The following is a 15,828-nucleotide window of genomic DNA, read 5'->3' as shown; positions in this document are numbered from 1 at the left end:
AAAATTCCATGACAAAAATCAGTGGCTCATGCCTGTGCGGATCCGTTTCCTACTCTGGTGACGTCACCGTTAAGATGACGATGAATTGCCATTGCACCGACTGCCGCAAGATCACCGGCGCTGCCTATGGGACTTTGCTGTTCATGATGGAAGATGAACTGACAATTACCGGGGATTTGCAGAGCTATCATCACAAATCGGATCGCGGCAGTGACCTGACCAAACTGTTTTGCGGCACATGCGGATCTCAGATGTTCACAAAGAACTCTGTACGTCCTGGCGGGATTGGTGTTCGTGCAGGACATGTCGATCAGACTGATGTTGTGAAGCCAGGCGCCAATTTATTCAATGACAGTGCCATTCCATCAACAAGGATGGACCCTGATTTGCCGCTATATGCAAAATTACCCGGCTGAATTTGATATGAAATACGGGTGCTAAACGCCCATTGGCGTTCTGATGCCGAACCGTCTCCGGCATGCCTTCCAAACCTGTGAATCGACGATATGCTCTGGTTTGGAGGCGTCTATGATCGCTATCCGTTTCGGCTCAGATTGTGCCAGTCGCAGAAAAGCCTGACGGCGCTCTTCATGCAGCGCCTCGTCCTCTTTCTCAAAACGATCCTTTATGCCATCAGGGTCACGAGACAACGCGCGTTGCAGTCCCTGCTTCGCTGGAAGGTCCAGAAGGATTGTCATATCCGGACGGGTCTTCTCAACCGCAATCTTTTCCAGAAGATCAACGGTCTCAGTATCCAGATCCATGCCCTGATAGACTCGGGTAGAATCCATAAACCGATCACACAGAACCCAGGTCCCGGCGTTCAAAGCGGGTTTGATGGTGTTTTCCACATGGTCCATGCGGGCCGCTGTGAACAGCATCGCTTCCGCGCGTGGACCTTTGCCCTCTGCCATTCCGCTGAGCAGATATTGACGGATGGCCTCGGCATTTGGAGAGCCGCCCGGCTCTCGTGTCTCCAACACATCAAAATCCGCTTTGCGCAGATGATCCGCCAGCAGCTTGATTTGCGTCGATTTCCCGCTGCCTTCACCACCCTCAAAAGTGATGAAATGTCCAGGTTCCTTGGGCACACGGTTTTTCATATCAAAGCCATCCGAAGAGGAATTCACCGACGCCGCCAATAGCACGCCCCACAACGCCTGCAGCTTCCATCGTTTCGGCGGCATATAGTGGCGACACAACAACCAGCCGATTACCGCTATAGACATGCAAATCAGCGATCTTGTCACCTTGCGTGATCGGGACAGAGATCGGTCCGGTATAAACGATGCGACCTTCCAGTGCGTCGCGGCTTTGTTTTGGCATCAAGGCAACAACCGGTTCCTTTGTCTGTGCGCCCACACGCCCCTCGCTGCCGCCATAGACACGAACACGTCCAACTTCCATGCCAGCTGGAAACACTTCCACAGCGTCAAAGGCCGTGAAGCCCCACTCAAGCAATCGCCTGCCATCAAGCGCCCTGTCAGATTCTTTTCTCAAGCCCATGAGCACAGCGATCAGGCGCCGGCCATCCTGAACTGCCGATCCGATCAGGCCATAACCCGCTTCCTGACTGAAGCCGGTCTTCAAGCCGTCTGCACCAATGGGGGCCGAGAGCAACGGGTTGCGGTTGCTTTGGCGAATGCCGTTCCACAGAAAATCCCGTTCGGCAAAGATTTTGTAATATTCAGGGTGTTCCTCGATAATATATCGCGCAATGCGAACAAAATCGCGCGGCGAAACACGCTGGTCTGGATGTGGCAATCCGCTTGGGTTTGCAAAATTGGAATCCTGCAAGCCCAATGTCTTGCCAAACTCATTCATGCGCTTTGCAAAATCGTCTTCTGATCCGGACAGGCCTTCGGCAAGAATGATCGCTGAATCATTTCCCGACTGAATGATCAGGCCGCGCAGCAGGTCTGCCACGGATATATTGGACCCAAGAGCTGCAAACATTGTGGAGCCACGCGCTGGTGCGCCGCCGGTTCGCCAGGCATGCTCGCTGACCTCAAATTCTGTTTCCATTGTAACTTCGCCCCTCTTCAGGGCATCGAATACGATGGCGGTTGTCATTGTCTTGGTAAGTGAGGCGGGCGGTGCTGCGCGCTCAGCGTCCTGTTGAAACAGAATGCTGCCCGTTTCCATGTCGATCAAAATGGCCTGCTGTGCGCGGCTTTGATATAGTTGAGCTGAAGCTGGCACACTCAACAATGTGAGCCAGAAAATGGCTGCCAGAATGGATTTGGAAAGGCTTGAAATCTGATGCATGGCGCCAAGATGCATCGGCTGGTGAATCATGACAAGAGCGATGACGCTCAACAGGTCAAAAATCTGCAATCTTCGGTGCAAAACACGAAGATGATAAATGCAGAACTATTCGCCAGAAGCGGTTGGGTTTTTCAGATCGTTGAACGGGCCAGAATATATTTGTGCGGCAGCGCCGTAAGCCAAAGGCGTTGTGTCCGCAGGCAAATCACCCGCGATGCGTTGAATACCGGGACGTCCACGACCTTTTATGTGGACAGATGCTTCCAGGAACTTGGCGTCGCCACCATCTACAGGTGCCCTGCCAAGGTAACTTACATGAACCTTGGCAACGCCCTGCCGCCTGAAATCCAGTGCGCCGGCAGCACGTTTGGACAGGTCGATGAGACGATTACGTGCAAACGGACCACGGTCATTTACACGCACCACAACTGAGTTGCGGTTGGCCAGATTCGTAACACGCACATAGCTTGGCAATGGCAGCGTGGGATGCGCCGCGCTATAGGCGTTCATATTGTAGATTTCACCATTCGCGGTTTTGCGACCGTGAAATGCATCGCCATACCAGGAGGCCACACCTGTTCTCTCGTAACGTTTGACTTCTTTCGGCTTGTACCATTTGCCGGCAATTTTGTAGGGTTTGCCAACCTGATAACGTCCGCCGCCGGAAGGGATGTAGGCTGCTTTTGAGACACGCGGGCTGGCAGCCACACCATATTTGGGATCAATGCGGCTGTTGCTGCTGCTGCAAGCGGCCAAAGCCAAGGCAAGCGCTCCTGCTGCAGCAAATTTGCTGTAGCGCGTTACACACATCATGATCCGTGAAGTTTGCAAAAAATGCCCTCTCATTGGTAACATTCTTTAAGCATGAAAATTTGCCGCAATGCGAGCGAACATTCAAATTGAAGCAAAATTTTCGTTAAATTGAATCCAACCTGGTTAACGAAGGGTGAATATCCCCACCCACTAAGTCGCTGTCCTCACATGACAATTGGCATCAGTTTGAAATGCGCGCATTGCCCGAGCGACCATCATTGCGCTGCCAGTAAAGCTCGTTGCCATCAAGCTGAAAAAGCCGAAAGCAGGCGACCTGCCCTTTATACCATGTTTTCCACTGCTGGCAGAGCTGGCCGTTCCTCACCCACCAGCGCCCTGCCTCTTTGGGTGCCATGCGCTTCCCTAGCCCCAGAGCTGTACCATCGCCAAACACCGTTCCGTTCGACGCATAACGCAGTGGAAATTCACCGCCAAAAGGAACTTTCAAAAAAATACGTTTTCCCGTGATCATGGATTTGATCTGGCTCCCCGATAATTCCTGTCGCGCCTCAGCCTCATGCGCCGGAAATGATACGGCGGTAACCGCCAGAGCTGTCATCATGAAGAAGCGAATGAAGAATTCCCGAACCATGTTTATCAAATCCCTTTGTCGAACTGAACTGCACGGAATACGCAGCACATTTCCGGTCGGATTTGTTTTTTCATCACATCATTTGCCGAAGACCTACACTTCTTCTTGCATTTCATTGCAGATTGCGAGATAGGGGTCCTCGTACCGCAAACGAGCCGGATGGGTGGCCGAGCGGTTGAAGGCACCGGTCTTGAAAACCGGCGTGCGTGAAAGCGTACCGTGGGTTCGAATCCCACCCCATCCGCCATTTTTCTCGCTATACATCTGCTTTATATAGTTCTTTCAACAGATCTAGCGATCACCCCACAAATTACCCCACATAAAGCATTGCACTGGGCCGCACTAATTCGGCCTTTGAAGCACGTCAAATTTGTACTTTTGCCCAAATCAACAGCAATGTGCCAAGATTGATGATCAGGTTTCATACCAATTGTCATGGACAGTAGGGTGGCTTCAAACCCACACGATACTCTGTGATGCGAAACTTAAATGACTGAGCTTTAGGGGTATGGCGTCAGACGGTATTTATTGTTCTTAACATCGATAAAAAAAGAACATTTAAACACCACACGAAAGGCTCAAGTTAGATTTTCTCGATGGCCCCGTGTACACGCACCTCTATCGCACGCCGTGAAACTGTCTCCAGCAAATTCAATAAGGCGTGACAGGCGCTCCTGGCCGCTTCCGGATCACCATCTGCAATCGAACGCAGGGTCGCGGCGTGGTGTTCAGCGGCGTTGGAAAAACTGTCGGTGTCGGCAATGAACGAATACCAGAAGCGTCGCGAGAGCGAATGGATGGTTTCCATCTGTCGCAACAGATAACGATTATGTGCCGCCTCGGCTTCCAGAACATGGATCGCCCGGTTGATAGCCAAATAGGCTTGACGGTCCTTATGCGAAATCGCCGCCTCAAGTTTATCGGCCAACTGGCACATTCGCGCGCGCTGATCATCGGTGGCCCGCTCCGCAGCTAGTGACACCATCAGTTCTTCGAGCGGACGGCGCGTTTCCAGCAGCTCCAGTTGATGATTAATATCGATGGGTGTGACCAGAATGCCCCGTCGGGGCAACACATCCACAAAGCCTTCAAACTTCAGGCGCTGCAGTGCATCACGCACCGGCGTGCGTCCGCATCCCGTCCTCCGAGTCAGATCGGACTCCGAAATCAGCGAGTAGGCTTGCAACTCGCCGACCACGATCAGGTTTTGAATTTTCGCATACGCTTCCTCAGAAGATGAAGCAGCACCCTCACCTGTCGTATCCAGCACCATAGTCATTTCGCACACTCCTTGGCGTGCAGCTTTACTGATTGACTCTCAGATAATCAACAGATATGCATGAGAACAAGACCTGATATATCAGGCGCATATCAGAGGAATATTTCATGATCATTGCCACAGATGCCCGCACGCAACCGGATCTGTATTGTGATATCGTCATTGTTGGTGGTGGCGCGGCAGGCGTCGCGACAGCAGTGGCTGCGGCGCGCAACGGCATGAAAGTTGTACTGGTAGAGCGCCACGGATTTTGCGGCGGCGGCGCTGTTGCAGGGCACTCCGGCACCGTATGCGGCTTGTACGAAGCTTCTGACGATCCCAGCAGCGGTCCTGTTCAGGCAGTGTTCGGTTTCACCGACGAGTTCACCAAAGCGCTTGAAGCGCGTGGCGGACTGGCTGATCCGGTACGTTATGGAAAAACCTTTACCCGCGTACATGATCCGATCGTTTGGCGGGAAACCGCAGATGCGTTTCTGGCCGATTCCAATATCACGACGATCTATCATGCCGTCGCAACACGCGTTCTCAACGAGGGCGGTGAACGAATAGAGGGTGTGGAGCTTTGGACCAAGCAGGGCCCCTTACGCGTGCGCGCCAAGCTGACGGTAGACGCATCCGGCGATGCTGATCTGATTGCAATGGCAGGCCTACCCAACACCATTGGTGATAATGGCCGGGTGCAAAACCCCACCATGATCTTCCGCCTGATGGGCGTAGACGTTCCAGCGTTTCTGGCCACTTATGGCGATGATACGATCATGCCGCCTTCGGTTTCTGAAAAGATAGTGGCGGCCAATAAAGCCGGAACCTACTGTTTGCCGCGTGCCAAAATCTGGTTATTCCCGACAACACGTCCAGGCGAATTACTGTGCAACTGCACCCGCATCATTGGCGCAGATGGTCGCGAATTGAACCCGCTGAACTGGCGCGACTTTGCCGAGGCAGAGATCGAGGGCCGAAAGCAGGCACGCGAGTATGCCCGTTTCTTCGCCGACACCCTCACTGGTTGTGAGAACTCCTTCCTCAATGATATGGCCGTGCAGGTTGGCGTGCGGCAGACGCGTCAGATTGATGGCGTGCAAACCCTTCGCAATGCCGATATTCTGGCAGGACAAAAATTTTCCGGTGGCATTGCCCGCTCGCCTTGGCCGATTGAGCTGCATTCTGGAGAGCGTCCCAAGGTCGAGTGGCTGCTGAATGATGTTTACGAAATTCCTTATGGCTGTTTCGTGCCCGAGCGAGGAGAAGGATTGTTGGCAGCTGGGCGGTGCCTGTCCGCTGAACATGAAGCGGTGGCCTCGGCCCGCGTGACGGCCCAATGCTTCAGCTACGGACAGGCTATCGGTCATGCCGCCAGCATTGCCGTGCGCGAGAATCTTGCACCGCGAGAGATCAACGGGGCAGATTTGCGCGATGTACTCAACCGCGACGGCGCGAGGCTGAACGGATGAGCGAACAAATCCTGATCGAACGACCCGATGGCTTTGCTATTGTCACTATGAACAAGCCACAGCGCCGCAACGCACTGGGTACACAAAGCATCACTGAGCTTCAGGCCGCGCTGCACGATTTGGCGGTAGATGAGGATTGTCGCGCTATCGTTCTGACTGGCGCGCCACCTGCTTTCTGTGCCGGCAGCGACCTGAAAGAGCTTGGTGGCTTGAGCATTGCTGATATGTGCGCCCATGAAGACCTGACCGCGCGTATTGCCCGTCAGATGGCTTACCTGCCGGTACCGATTATTGCTGCTGTCGAAGGCTATGCGCTGGGTGGCGGATTCATTCTGGCCACCTCCTGCGATGTCGTGGTCACCGGCACCGGCACCAAATGGGCAATGCCAGAGGTGAATAATGGCTGGTTACCGCCATGGGGTTTGCAGACATTGATTGCACGTACAGGCCCGGTCAAAGCTCGCCTGATCACTTGGGGCACCGAAAATATGGATGGCACAGAAGCATTGCGCCTTGGCGTAGCTGACGCCATCGCCGCCGATGGCGAGGTGCTGGAAAAGGCCTGTTCCATGGCCCAGAGGTTCGCCGCCCTGCCCACTGTCGCTGTTCGCTCAACCAAACGTTTTTTCGAGGCAGCAATCGCCGGATCGTCAGAGCAGTTGGACACAGAAGCCTCGCGCCTGTTTGCCAGTGATTGCGAAGGCGAGGAAGCCAAAGCGATGCTTGCCAGATTCGCGGTGCCATCATGACCAGATCCGCCCCTCGCAAGATCGTCTCTGCCAGCCAGGCCGTATCCAGCATCATGCCCGGCAGCACGGTTGCCAGCGCTGGCGTTATCGGCTGGGTCACGCCCGACAGCGTACTTGGCGCGCTCGGGCAGCGTTATCGGCAAACCCAAAGCCCACGGGATCTAACCTTCTATTTCCCCTGCGGCACGGGCGATGCCATGGGTATCAAAGGCATGGATCATGTGGCCCAAGAGGGCTTGATGAAACGCATCGTGTCCGGCTCTTACATCAACCCGGTTGATCCGAAGACAGGCAAGCGCCCGGAACTGATGCGGTTGATCAGGGAAAACAAGATCGAAGCCTATTCCTGGCCCATCGGTGCCAGCATGCACTGGCTGCGTGAGGTGGCCCGCAAAAGCCCCGGCTATATTACCCGCGTAGGGCTGGGCACTTATGCTGACCCGCGCCATGGCGGTGGCAAGTTCACGGCCAGGGCACAGGATGATTTGATCCGAATCATCTCCATTGATGAGGAAGAACTGCTCTACTACCCCACTTGGCCGGTTGATGTGGCGATCCTGCGCGCCTCTTCGGCAGATGAGCATGGCAATCTTTCCTGGGAAGACGAGCCGTTGCTGACCGCCAACATCGCGCTTGCGCTCGCAGCCAAAGCTTCGGGTGGCAAGGTGATCGCACAGGTTCGCCGCGTGGTAGGCAACGCTGATCGCACAGCAACCCAGGTCCGCCTTCCCGGCGTTTATGTCGATGAGGTCGTTGTCGATCCGGACATGATGATGACCACAGATGTGCCTTACGAGCCGGCCTATTTCTCCGGTCACCGTGTGGATATTAGCACGCTGAAAGCACCCCCCTTTTCCACGGACAGGATCATAGCCAACCGCATTGCCCCTGAAGTGCGCAAACACGAACTTGGCATCTTCGGCTTTGGCGCGGCTACAGATGTGCCGCTGGTCATGGCTGAACAGGGTCTTTTCGAAAATGGACAATTGGCGGATTACCCTGGCACCACTGAACATGGTGCTTATGGCGGCATCGTCATGCCCGGCTGGCAATTTTCGGCAAATCTGAACCCTGATGCGATTTTGGATGGCGTAACTCAGTTTGATGCCATTGATGGCGGGCTTTGCCCTTTCACTGCATTGTCTTTCGCAGAATTCGACGCGCAGGGCATTGTGAATGTTTCAAAGTTCGGGTCAGCCAATCCCGGCGCAGGTGGCTTCATCGACATAGCCCAAAATGCAGAACGGCTTATCTTTGCTGGTACTTTTACCACCGGTGGCTTGCGCTGCGATGTGGTCGATGGCCGCCTGGTTATCCTTGCCGAGGGCAAGGTAAAAAAGTTTGTGCAAAAAGCCACCTCCATCACCTATCGGGCGCAGGAGGGTGTTGTGCAGCGCGGCCAGAACGCCATGATCATAACAGAACGGGCGGTTTTCCGTATTGCCCCGGATGGTCTGGAGTTGATGGAAATTGCACCGGGCATCGATCTGCAAAAAGATGTGCTCGATCTGATGGACTTTGCGCCGGTGCGTATCGCCAACCCACTGCCATTAATGGACGGCGCACACTTTATTCCGCTTGAAGCACAAACCAGGAAGCAGGCCAACGCATGAACGCCACGGACATTCCATCACCTGTCATGGCGACCCTGCGCAAAGGCGCCTGTCTGCCTGCTCACCCGTTGGTGTTGAACTCTGATCGGCAATTGGACCGGGTGCGCCAGCGTGCCGTCACGCGCTACTACATGGACGCAGGCGCCGGTGGCATAGCCGTTGGCGTGCACACCACGCAATTTGCCATTCGCAATGTTGGCCTTTATGCGCCCGTGCTTGAGCTGGCTGCCGAAACCACAAAAAACTGGGGTGGCGAGGACAGGGTACTGGTGGCTGGCGTCACCGGCAAAACGGCGCAGGCGCTGCAAGAGACACGTACAGCCCGCTCTCTTGGCTACCACGCAGTCCTGCTCAATCTTGCCTTTCTGAAAGGCGTGTCCGAGGACGATATTCTGGAGCATTGCCGCACCATCGCAAGCGAAATGCCAGTGATAGGATTCGCCCTCCTTCCAGAAGTTGGCGGCTTTCACCTTTCCTACGATTTCTGGCTCGCATTCGCACAAATCGAGAATATCATTGCCATAAAGATGGCGCCGTTTGATCGCTACCGAACCCTGGAAATCGTCCGCGCGGTGGAGGATGCAGGTGCAGGTGATCGGGTCACGCTTTACACCGGTAATGATGACCACATCGTGCTCGACCTGCTGCAACCCTTCGTGGTTCGCAATGCAGACGGTTCGCGTGAAAAACGTGTTCGCATCCGCGGCGGTTTGCTTGGTCACTGGAGTGTGTGGGTAAAGCCTGCGGTTGAAATGCTGGAACGCATTCATGCCCTGCCCGACGGAGCCGATATTCCAGAAGATTTGCTAGCGCTGGATTCCATGGTTACCGACTGTAACCTTGCAATCTACGATGCACTCAATGAACTGAAAGGCTGTATCCCTGGCTGCCTTGAAGTGTTGCGCCGTCAGGGGCTGGTGGAAGGCACTTGGTGTCTTGATTCCAACGAAATAATGAGCCCCGGCCAAGCCGAGCAAATCGACCGGGTGATCCGACATTATCCCGAAATGAACGACAATGCATTTGTCGCCGCCAATCTCGAACGCTGGCTGAGCTAAGCAACGCTTAAGGATGCAATTTTTCAAGGACATGTAATGACTGAAATTCTTACACCCGCCATCTTCCCCGAAGCCTTTCGTGATGTGGACCATCTGGAAGACTTTATGTCGATCCCGACCCAAGGCGTCATCGACGATCTGAATGCATTGGATGGTGATATTATCATTCTTGGCGTGGGCGGTAAGATCGGCGTAACCATGGCACGCATGGCCAAGAAGGCCGCACCCGACAAGCGTGTGATCGGTGTTTCCAGATTTTCCGAGGCCGGCGTGCAGGAGCGTCTCAATGCTTGGGGCATTGAGACGATTGCCTGCGACCTGCTGGACCGGGATGCCGTCAACGCGCTGCCAAAGGTGAAGAACGTCATCTACATGGCGGGCCTGAAATTCGACTCCAGCGGTCGGGAAGACTTTCTGTGGGCGATGAACACACTTGCCCCGCAGATCACTGCAGAGGCGTTCAAAGATTCACGTATCGTCTCCTTTTCCACCATCCACGTCTATCCATGGTCGAACCCACTACATGGCGGTGTCACTGAAAGCAGCCCGCCACTGGCACGTCCTGGTGAATACGCCAACTCTGTGGTCGGGCGCGAGCGCACCTTTCAATATTTCTCCAGACTTCACAACACACCAGGGCGGATCATGCGCTTCGTTTATGCCATCGATCCCCGTTACGGCGTGATGCAGGAGGTGGCGGCCTGGGTGAAAGCTGGCCAGCCGGTACCCGTGGCCACCAGCCATGCAGACATCATGTGGCAGGGCGATGCGAATGCACAGTTCCTGCGCATGCTGAATCATTGTGAGACGCCTGCCAGCCCGATCAATGTCGGTGGGCCGGAGACAGTGTCCATCCGCTATCTGGCGCATCGTTTTGGCGAGGCTTTCGGCGTTGAACCTGTCTTTGAGGAGCAGGAACAGGACACCTGTCTGATGGTGAACTGCGACAAGGCCAATGGCATGTTCGGCAACCCCGTCGTGCCAATGGATGCCATGATCAAGTGGGTTGCGGACTGGGTCAAAAACGACAATCCGATCCACGGCAAGCCATCCAAATTCAATGTACGCTCAGGGGAGTTCTGACCATTGAGCTCCTGGAAAAACTACGGTTACGCCATCGGTGCCCATATCGCGTTCATCGCGCTCTGGCAGTTTGCCACCATGGTCACCGACCTGCCGAGCTATATTCTACCCTCGCCACTGGAGACCATACGTGAATTGTGGGAGCCGTCCTACAATTGGGGAACGCACATCTGGGCGACAACGCTTGAGATTTTTGGCGGCTACTTTCTCGCTGTCATCGTTGGCGTCACGCTTGCCGTGCTGTTTGTCTGGGTTCCGGCGCTCAACTCCGGCGTGATGCCGCTGCTGGTCACCATCAACATGGTGCCCAAGGTGGCGATGGCTCCATTATTCATTGTATGGCTCGGCTTCGGTCTGGTGCCCAATATGATCATCGCATTCACCATCTGTTTCTTCCCCATTGTCCTCACCACCCATCGCGGCCTCATCGAGGTGGAGCCCGAGCTCTTGAACCTGGTGAAATCCATCAAGGCTAACCGCTGGCAGATCTTCATCAAGATCCTTCTGCCCGGCTCGCTGCCCTACCTGTTTTCCGGCATGAAAGTAGCTGCGGTTCTGGCTGTGGCCGGTGCCATTGTGGGTGAGTTCATCGCTTCGGAACGTGGCCTTGGCTACTTCCTGCTTGCCCAGCAGAACGCGCTTAACACGTCTGCCATGATGATGGCCCTCGTCTTCATCACGCTCATCGGCGTGGCGCTTTACGGCATGGTCCTGCTGCTGGAATATTTCTTTATCACCCGCAAGGGGATCACGACATGAGCGACACAACTGAAGCCCCATTCGTGCGTCTTGATGGCGTGAGCAAGACCTACACCGTTGGCAAGCAGGACTTTCTGGCAGTCAGCGATGTGACGCTGAACGTGCGCGAGGGCGAACTTGTTTCCATCGTTGGACCATCTGGTTGCGGCAAGTCCACCGTGCTGTCCATTCTGGCCGAACTGCATGAAGCAAGCGGAGGAACGGTTGAGATTGGCAATACAGACTCGCCCTTCACGCCAGGCCGCGACATCGGCATGGTTTTTCAAAAGGCGCTGCTGCTGAAATGGCGCACGATCACAGACAATGTGTTGCTGCCAGCTGAGATACTCGGCCTGCCCCGTAAGGAAAGCCGAGAGCGGGCTAAATATCTGCTCGACATGGTTGGAATTGGTGATTTCGCTAATGCCTATCCGCAACACCTCTCCGGTGGCATGCAGCAACGCGCCTCCATTGCCCGCGCTCTTATCCACGATCCCAAGCTTATCTTGATGGACGAGCCGTTCGGTGCGCTTGACGCCCTGACGCGCGAACGTATGAACCTTGAACTGCTGCGGATCTGGAAAGAAAGCCGCAAGACCATCCTCTTCGTCACCCACGGCATCCAGGAAGCGGTTTTCCTTGGATCGCAAGTGGCTGTGATGACCTCAAGTCCGGCCCGAATGGCTGCACATATGGACATTGAGCTGCCTGAACCTCGCACGCTTGATGTCAAAACGACCGAAAAATTCGGCGAATACACGCGGCGCATCTACCAACTGCTTGGCATGCAATAACGCATGACGGGCGGCGCCCATTCTCTAGGGAGAAAACGATGAAAAAGACTATGCTTAGTGTGATAGGTGCAGCCCTGATTGGCTCCACCGGTCTGGCATCAGCTGAAGAGCTGAACTTGCAACTGAACTGGACGGCAGGCGGCGACCATGCCCCAATCTACTACGCCTTGCAGGAAGGTTGGTATGATGAAGCCGGTGTTGAACTGACAGTGCGCCAAGGCTCGGGCTCAGGCGCTGCCGCCACCGCGCTGGATGTCGGCCAGACAGAGATTGCGATCATTGATACGCCAACAGCGCTACAGTTCCTTGCACGCGGTTCTAAGTTTACCGGGGTCATGGTTGCTTACAATGACAACGCTGCGGGCCTTTACTGGCGCCGTTCTTCGGGTATCGAAACCATCAAAGACATTGCCGGCCGTTCCATCGGCGCGCCTGCCTTTGACGCCACCCGCCAGATGTGGGTGCCTGCTGCCCGTGCGCTGGGTGTTGATCCCGAAAGTGTGAACTGGGTGAACCTTCAACCAACCGGCAAAGTGGCAGCTCTTCAGTCCGGCGCTGTGGATGTGACAACGCATTTTTACTCGGTACACTTCATTTATGAAGACATTTTCGGAGATGATCTGGGTTTTGCACTGCTACGCGATCACGGCATGAACACCTATTCGCTGGCATACTATGTGGCTGACAGCGTGATCAAAGGGAAAGAGGAAGCCGTGCGCAATTTTGTACAAACCACGCAGCGGGCGTTCGCTTTCTGCCTGGAAACCCCCGATCCCTGTTCCCAGGCACTGTCTTCAGCAGTCTCCATGCGCCAGAGCGATGCGGCCCGTCAGCTGGAATATGCAGCCCGTGTCATGCCCGGCGTCGGCAATGATCTGCCGCTTGGATCCTGGAATATGGACCGCATCAAAGCCGATTATACCGTAGTGCGTGAAGCCTATGATCTTGGTGAATTCGACGCGACAACGAAATTCACCAATGACTTCATTGACGAGAGCATTGCTTACCCCGGCATGTAAGCCAGCAATCCTGAACCTTACCCGTCCCCGGCGCTCACTGTGGCGCCGGGGACTTTTTATATGAGGCAATGATGACTCCCAAGCTGCGTGTGATGGATGTTCGCGTGACCACCCGCCCTGTCGGATTGCGACTGCCGTTTCGCTACGGCGTAGTGACACTGCGCGAGGCACGCGAAGCGCGTGTGAGTGTGCTCATACAGTTGGAAGATGGACGGCAGGCAACCGGTCACGCAGCAGAACTGCTTGCCCCAAAATGGTTCGACAAGTCGCCTGAACTTTCGAACGAAGATAATGTCGAGCAGCTTTTGCGTGCTGTTGAACTTGCCAGGCAGGCTTACCTGTCCACCGATACCCCTCTCACAGCCTTTGGTCTGCACGCCCGGCACGATCCAGGGCACCATAAGGCTTGTGCTCAGGAAAACCTCAACGGCTTGGTGGCAGGTTTTGGCAATGCGATCCTTGACAAGGCGATCATCGGCGCATTGTGTATTGCACTGGATACCTCGTTCTCCAAGCTTGTGCGGTCCAATGCTGTCGGCTTGACCTCGGCGACGGCTCCTGATCTTGCAGCATTTGATTTTGGCGCATTCCTGGCGCGCCTCGCCCCACAAGCCTCAATCATCGCCAGGCACACGGTTGGTCTGGTTGATGCGATCTTTGAAAGCGATATCGATTCTGCAACACGGGTTGATGATGGCCTTCCGGAAAGCCTGGAAGCGGCCATAAAGGCCTGGGGCCTGAAAGCGTTCAAGATCAAGGTTGGCGGCGATCAAACAAAGGATCTTGAGCAATTGGTGCGCATTGCCAGTTTGCTCGACCGAGGCGAAGAGCCCTATCTATGCACCCTTGATGGCAATGAGCAATATCAAGATGGCGAGGCCTTTGCCACGTTTCACTCGGCCATGCTGGCCGACAAGCGGCTTTCGCGGCTGGTCGCTTCCACCCACATGATCGAGCAGCCCATCGCAAGAAGCGAAGCCCTTTCCAGACCACTCGGAGAACTTGGCGCACGCGTACCCATCGAGATTGATGAGTCAGACAACAGCATCGACGCCTTCGTACAAGCGCGTGCCCTTGGCTATCGCGGTATTTCTTCAAAGTCCTGCAAAGGGGTCTACCGCGCTCTTTTGAACCGTGCGCGTGTGACCAAATGGAACGCAGAGGAAGGCGCTGAGCGCTATTTCATGTCCGCTGAAGACCTGTCCACACAACCGGGATTGGCTTTGCAGCAGGATCTGGCTCTAGCCTCCCTGATCGGATGCACCCACGTGGAACGCAACGGCCATTTTTATGGTGATGGCAAAACCGGCATTGATGATGTCCACCGCAGTTTTTATCAGAACAACCAACCCGGCTTGTACCGACAAGAGCAGGAACGATTGCAGTTGGCCATCAATGCCGGTGTTATAGATCTGCACTCATTGGAGCAAACCAGCTCGTATTCAAACCTGCCTACGACAGGTTGTTAGCATTAAGTGACCCAGCATAATTGAGTTGAAATGCGGGGCTTTTTGTTAACAACAGAGGACGGGAAAAAATGACTTTTTATAAAGAGCCGCTTTAGCTCAGTTGGTAGGGCACTTCATTCGTAATGATGGGGTCGCCGGTTCGAATCCCATAATCGGCACCATTTTTCCCATTGTCCGACCCGGAGACATAGGTAACGGATTGTACCTAAGACATAGGTTACACCCTTGTGCCGAACAGGTTGTCGATAGTGACCTGCCCGCTGAAAACGCCATGATTTGAAGTGCTGAGGGTGGCGCGTTGCGGATCACGATCCTCGTGATTGTCTGCATAATTTCTTCTATCTTTTTCGACAGGATCCCTGGTCAGGGCGGCGATACTGGCTTGGATCGAGAAACCGCGATTGCCGCATACCGAGCAAACAACGCCAAGGTCCGTAAAACGATCCCGGCGGACAAGCTGCTGATCTTCAGTCCCAGCGACGGATGGGAGCCACTTTGCCGGTTTTGTGGTGCGCCAGTTCCGGTGGCCGATTTTCGCCACAGCGGATTCTGCCACCAGCTTCCACCGCAGCAATGCATGTATCTGAGGAGACAAAACAATGCCCCTCTTCGCCTTGGATCACGTCAATATCCGTAAGGTCCATTTGGACGATATGGTCACTTGGTACGAAGAGGTTCTTGGGCTGCGATCCGGCTCGCGCCCAGAATTTCCGGTCCGCGGAGCTTGGCTTTACCCTGGGTGAAGTCCGTGTTCTTCATTTGATTGAGGCAGATCCGGCTCCCATGGTGCATGAGGACAGTGAGAGCCTTCGGTTAGAGCACATCTCATTCCGGGCCGAGGGAATGGCCAAATTCATTACCCATCTCGAAACACATCGTATCGGCTAGTGGCGGCATCCTGA

The 15,828-nt window shown here is 54.8% G+C and carries 17 protein-coding genes and 2 tRNA genes; 14 read left to right on the top strand and 5 right to left on the bottom strand.

The window, feature by feature from the left end; translation table 11 throughout:
* The first annotated feature begins 8 nt into the window (after positions 1-8).
* The gene (locus RAL91_RS13800; protein WP_306256797.1) at positions 9-416 is read left to right on the top strand and encodes a GFA family protein; all 408 of its coding nucleotides are present in this window, start codon (positions 9-11) and stop codon (positions 414-416) included.
* Positions 417-437: 21 nt separating this feature from the next.
* Here RAL91_RS13800 and tmk read toward each other — a convergent pair whose 3' ends face one another.
* From tmk to RAL91_RS13780, 4 genes are all read right to left on the bottom strand, one after another.
* Entirely contained in the window at positions 438-1,130 is a 693-nt protein-coding gene (tmk, locus tag RAL91_RS13795) for a dTMP kinase (RefSeq protein ID WP_306256796.1), read from the bottom strand.
* Positions 1,105-2,337, bottom strand: a complete 1,233-nt coding sequence (locus RAL91_RS13790) for a D-alanyl-D-alanine carboxypeptidase family protein (protein WP_306256795.1) — start codon at positions 2,335-2,337, stop codon at positions 1,105-1,107. Before RAL91_RS13790 ends, tmk begins: the two co-directional genes overlap by 26 nt.
* 36 nt (positions 2,338-2,373) lie before the next feature.
* A complete protein-coding gene (locus tag RAL91_RS13785; RefSeq protein WP_371932412.1) occupies positions 2,374-3,099 on the bottom strand; it encodes a septal ring lytic transglycosylase RlpA family protein in 726 nt (241 codons plus the stop codon).
* A 163-nt stretch (positions 3,100-3,262) separates the two neighbouring features.
* Positions 3,263-3,673, bottom strand: coding sequence for a hypothetical protein (locus tag RAL91_RS13780; protein ID WP_306256794.1), 411 nt, complete (start codon positions 3,671-3,673; stop codon positions 3,263-3,265).
* A 157-nt stretch (positions 3,674-3,830) separates the two neighbouring features.
* On the opposite strand from RAL91_RS13780, the gene RAL91_RS13775 reads away from it, so the two are divergent.
* Positions 3,831-3,920, top strand: a tRNA-Ser gene (locus RAL91_RS13775).
* A 336-nt stretch (positions 3,921-4,256) separates the two neighbouring features.
* Here RAL91_RS13775 and RAL91_RS13770 read toward each other — a convergent pair.
* Positions 4,257-4,952: a GntR family transcriptional regulator gene (locus RAL91_RS13770; RefSeq protein ID WP_306256793.1), complete on the bottom strand. Its 696-nt coding sequence runs from the start codon at positions 4,950-4,952 to the stop codon at positions 4,257-4,259.
* Positions 4,953-5,059: 107 nt separating this feature from the next.
* Here RAL91_RS13770 and RAL91_RS13765 point away from each other — a divergent pair, with 107 nt between their 5' ends.
* The 12 genes from RAL91_RS13765 to RAL91_RS13710 all read left to right on the top strand — a co-directional run bounded on the left by RAL91_RS13765 (position 5,060) and on the right by RAL91_RS13710 (position 15,814).
* Positions 5,060-6,403: an FAD-dependent oxidoreductase gene (locus RAL91_RS13765; RefSeq protein WP_306256792.1), complete on the top strand. Its 1,344-nt coding sequence runs from the start codon at positions 5,060-5,062 to the stop codon at positions 6,401-6,403.
* Complete coding sequence (locus RAL91_RS13760) at positions 6,400-7,152, top strand: enoyl-CoA hydratase/isomerase family protein (protein ID WP_306256791.1); 753 nt, start codon at positions 6,400-6,402, stop codon at positions 7,150-7,152. The genes RAL91_RS13765 and RAL91_RS13760 overlap by 4 nt, the downstream gene beginning before the upstream one ends.
* A complete protein-coding gene (locus tag RAL91_RS13755) occupies positions 7,149-8,765 on the top strand; it encodes an acyl CoA:acetate/3-ketoacid CoA transferase (protein ID WP_306256790.1) in 1,617 nt (538 codons plus the stop codon). The genes RAL91_RS13760 and RAL91_RS13755 overlap by 4 nt, the downstream gene beginning before the upstream one ends.
* Positions 8,762-9,823 (top strand): dihydrodipicolinate synthase family protein, encoded by a 1,062-nt coding sequence (locus RAL91_RS13750; RefSeq protein ID WP_306256789.1) that lies wholly within the window; start codon positions 8,762-8,764, stop codon positions 9,821-9,823. The genes RAL91_RS13755 and RAL91_RS13750 overlap by 4 nt, the downstream gene beginning before the upstream one ends.
* A 36-nt stretch (positions 9,824-9,859) precedes the next feature.
* Positions 9,860-10,906: an NAD(P)-dependent oxidoreductase gene (locus RAL91_RS13745; RefSeq protein WP_306256788.1), complete on the top strand. Its 1,047-nt coding sequence runs from the start codon at positions 9,860-9,862 to the stop codon at positions 10,904-10,906.
* A gap of 3 nt (positions 10,907-10,909) precedes the next feature.
* Positions 10,910-11,665 carry an ABC transporter permease gene (locus RAL91_RS13740; RefSeq protein WP_306256787.1) on the top strand — a complete coding sequence of 252 codons (756 nt, stop codon included), beginning with the start codon at positions 10,910-10,912 and terminating at the stop codon, positions 11,663-11,665.
* Positions 11,662-12,438, top strand: a complete 777-nt coding sequence (locus RAL91_RS13735; RefSeq protein WP_306256786.1) for an ABC transporter ATP-binding protein — start codon at positions 11,662-11,664, stop codon at positions 12,436-12,438. Before RAL91_RS13740 ends, RAL91_RS13735 begins: the two co-directional genes overlap by 4 nt.
* A gap of 38 nt (positions 12,439-12,476) precedes the next feature.
* Positions 12,477-13,457 carry an ABC transporter substrate-binding protein gene (locus RAL91_RS13730; protein WP_306256785.1) on the top strand — a complete coding sequence of 327 codons (981 nt, stop codon included), beginning with the start codon at positions 12,477-12,479 and terminating at the stop codon, positions 13,455-13,457.
* A 68-nt stretch (positions 13,458-13,525) separates the two neighbouring features.
* Complete coding sequence (locus RAL91_RS13725) at positions 13,526-14,926, top strand: mandelate racemase (protein ID WP_306256783.1); 1,401 nt, start codon at positions 13,526-13,528, stop codon at positions 14,924-14,926.
* A gap of 85 nt (positions 14,927-15,011) precedes the next feature.
* Positions 15,012-15,087: transfer RNA gene (locus RAL91_RS13720), tRNA-Thr, on the top strand.
* Between the two features lie 155 nt (positions 15,088-15,242).
* Positions 15,243-15,563, top strand: coding sequence for a sulfotransferase (locus RAL91_RS25095; protein WP_371932545.1), 321 nt, complete (start codon positions 15,243-15,245; stop codon positions 15,561-15,563).
* Positions 15,564-15,604: 41 nt separating this feature from the next.
* Positions 15,605-15,814, top strand: a complete 210-nt coding sequence (locus tag RAL91_RS13710; protein WP_306256780.1) for a hypothetical protein — start codon at positions 15,605-15,607, stop codon at positions 15,812-15,814.
* Positions 15,815-15,828: the final 14 nt, after the last annotated feature.

Origin of the sequence: Pararhizobium sp. IMCC21322 (genome assembly GCF_030758295.1) — a bacterium.
Lineage (GTDB): Bacteria > Pseudomonadota > Alphaproteobacteria > Rhizobiales.
Note: the sequence above shows the minus strand (reverse complement) of the source record. Positions and strands in the feature narration are given on the sequence as shown.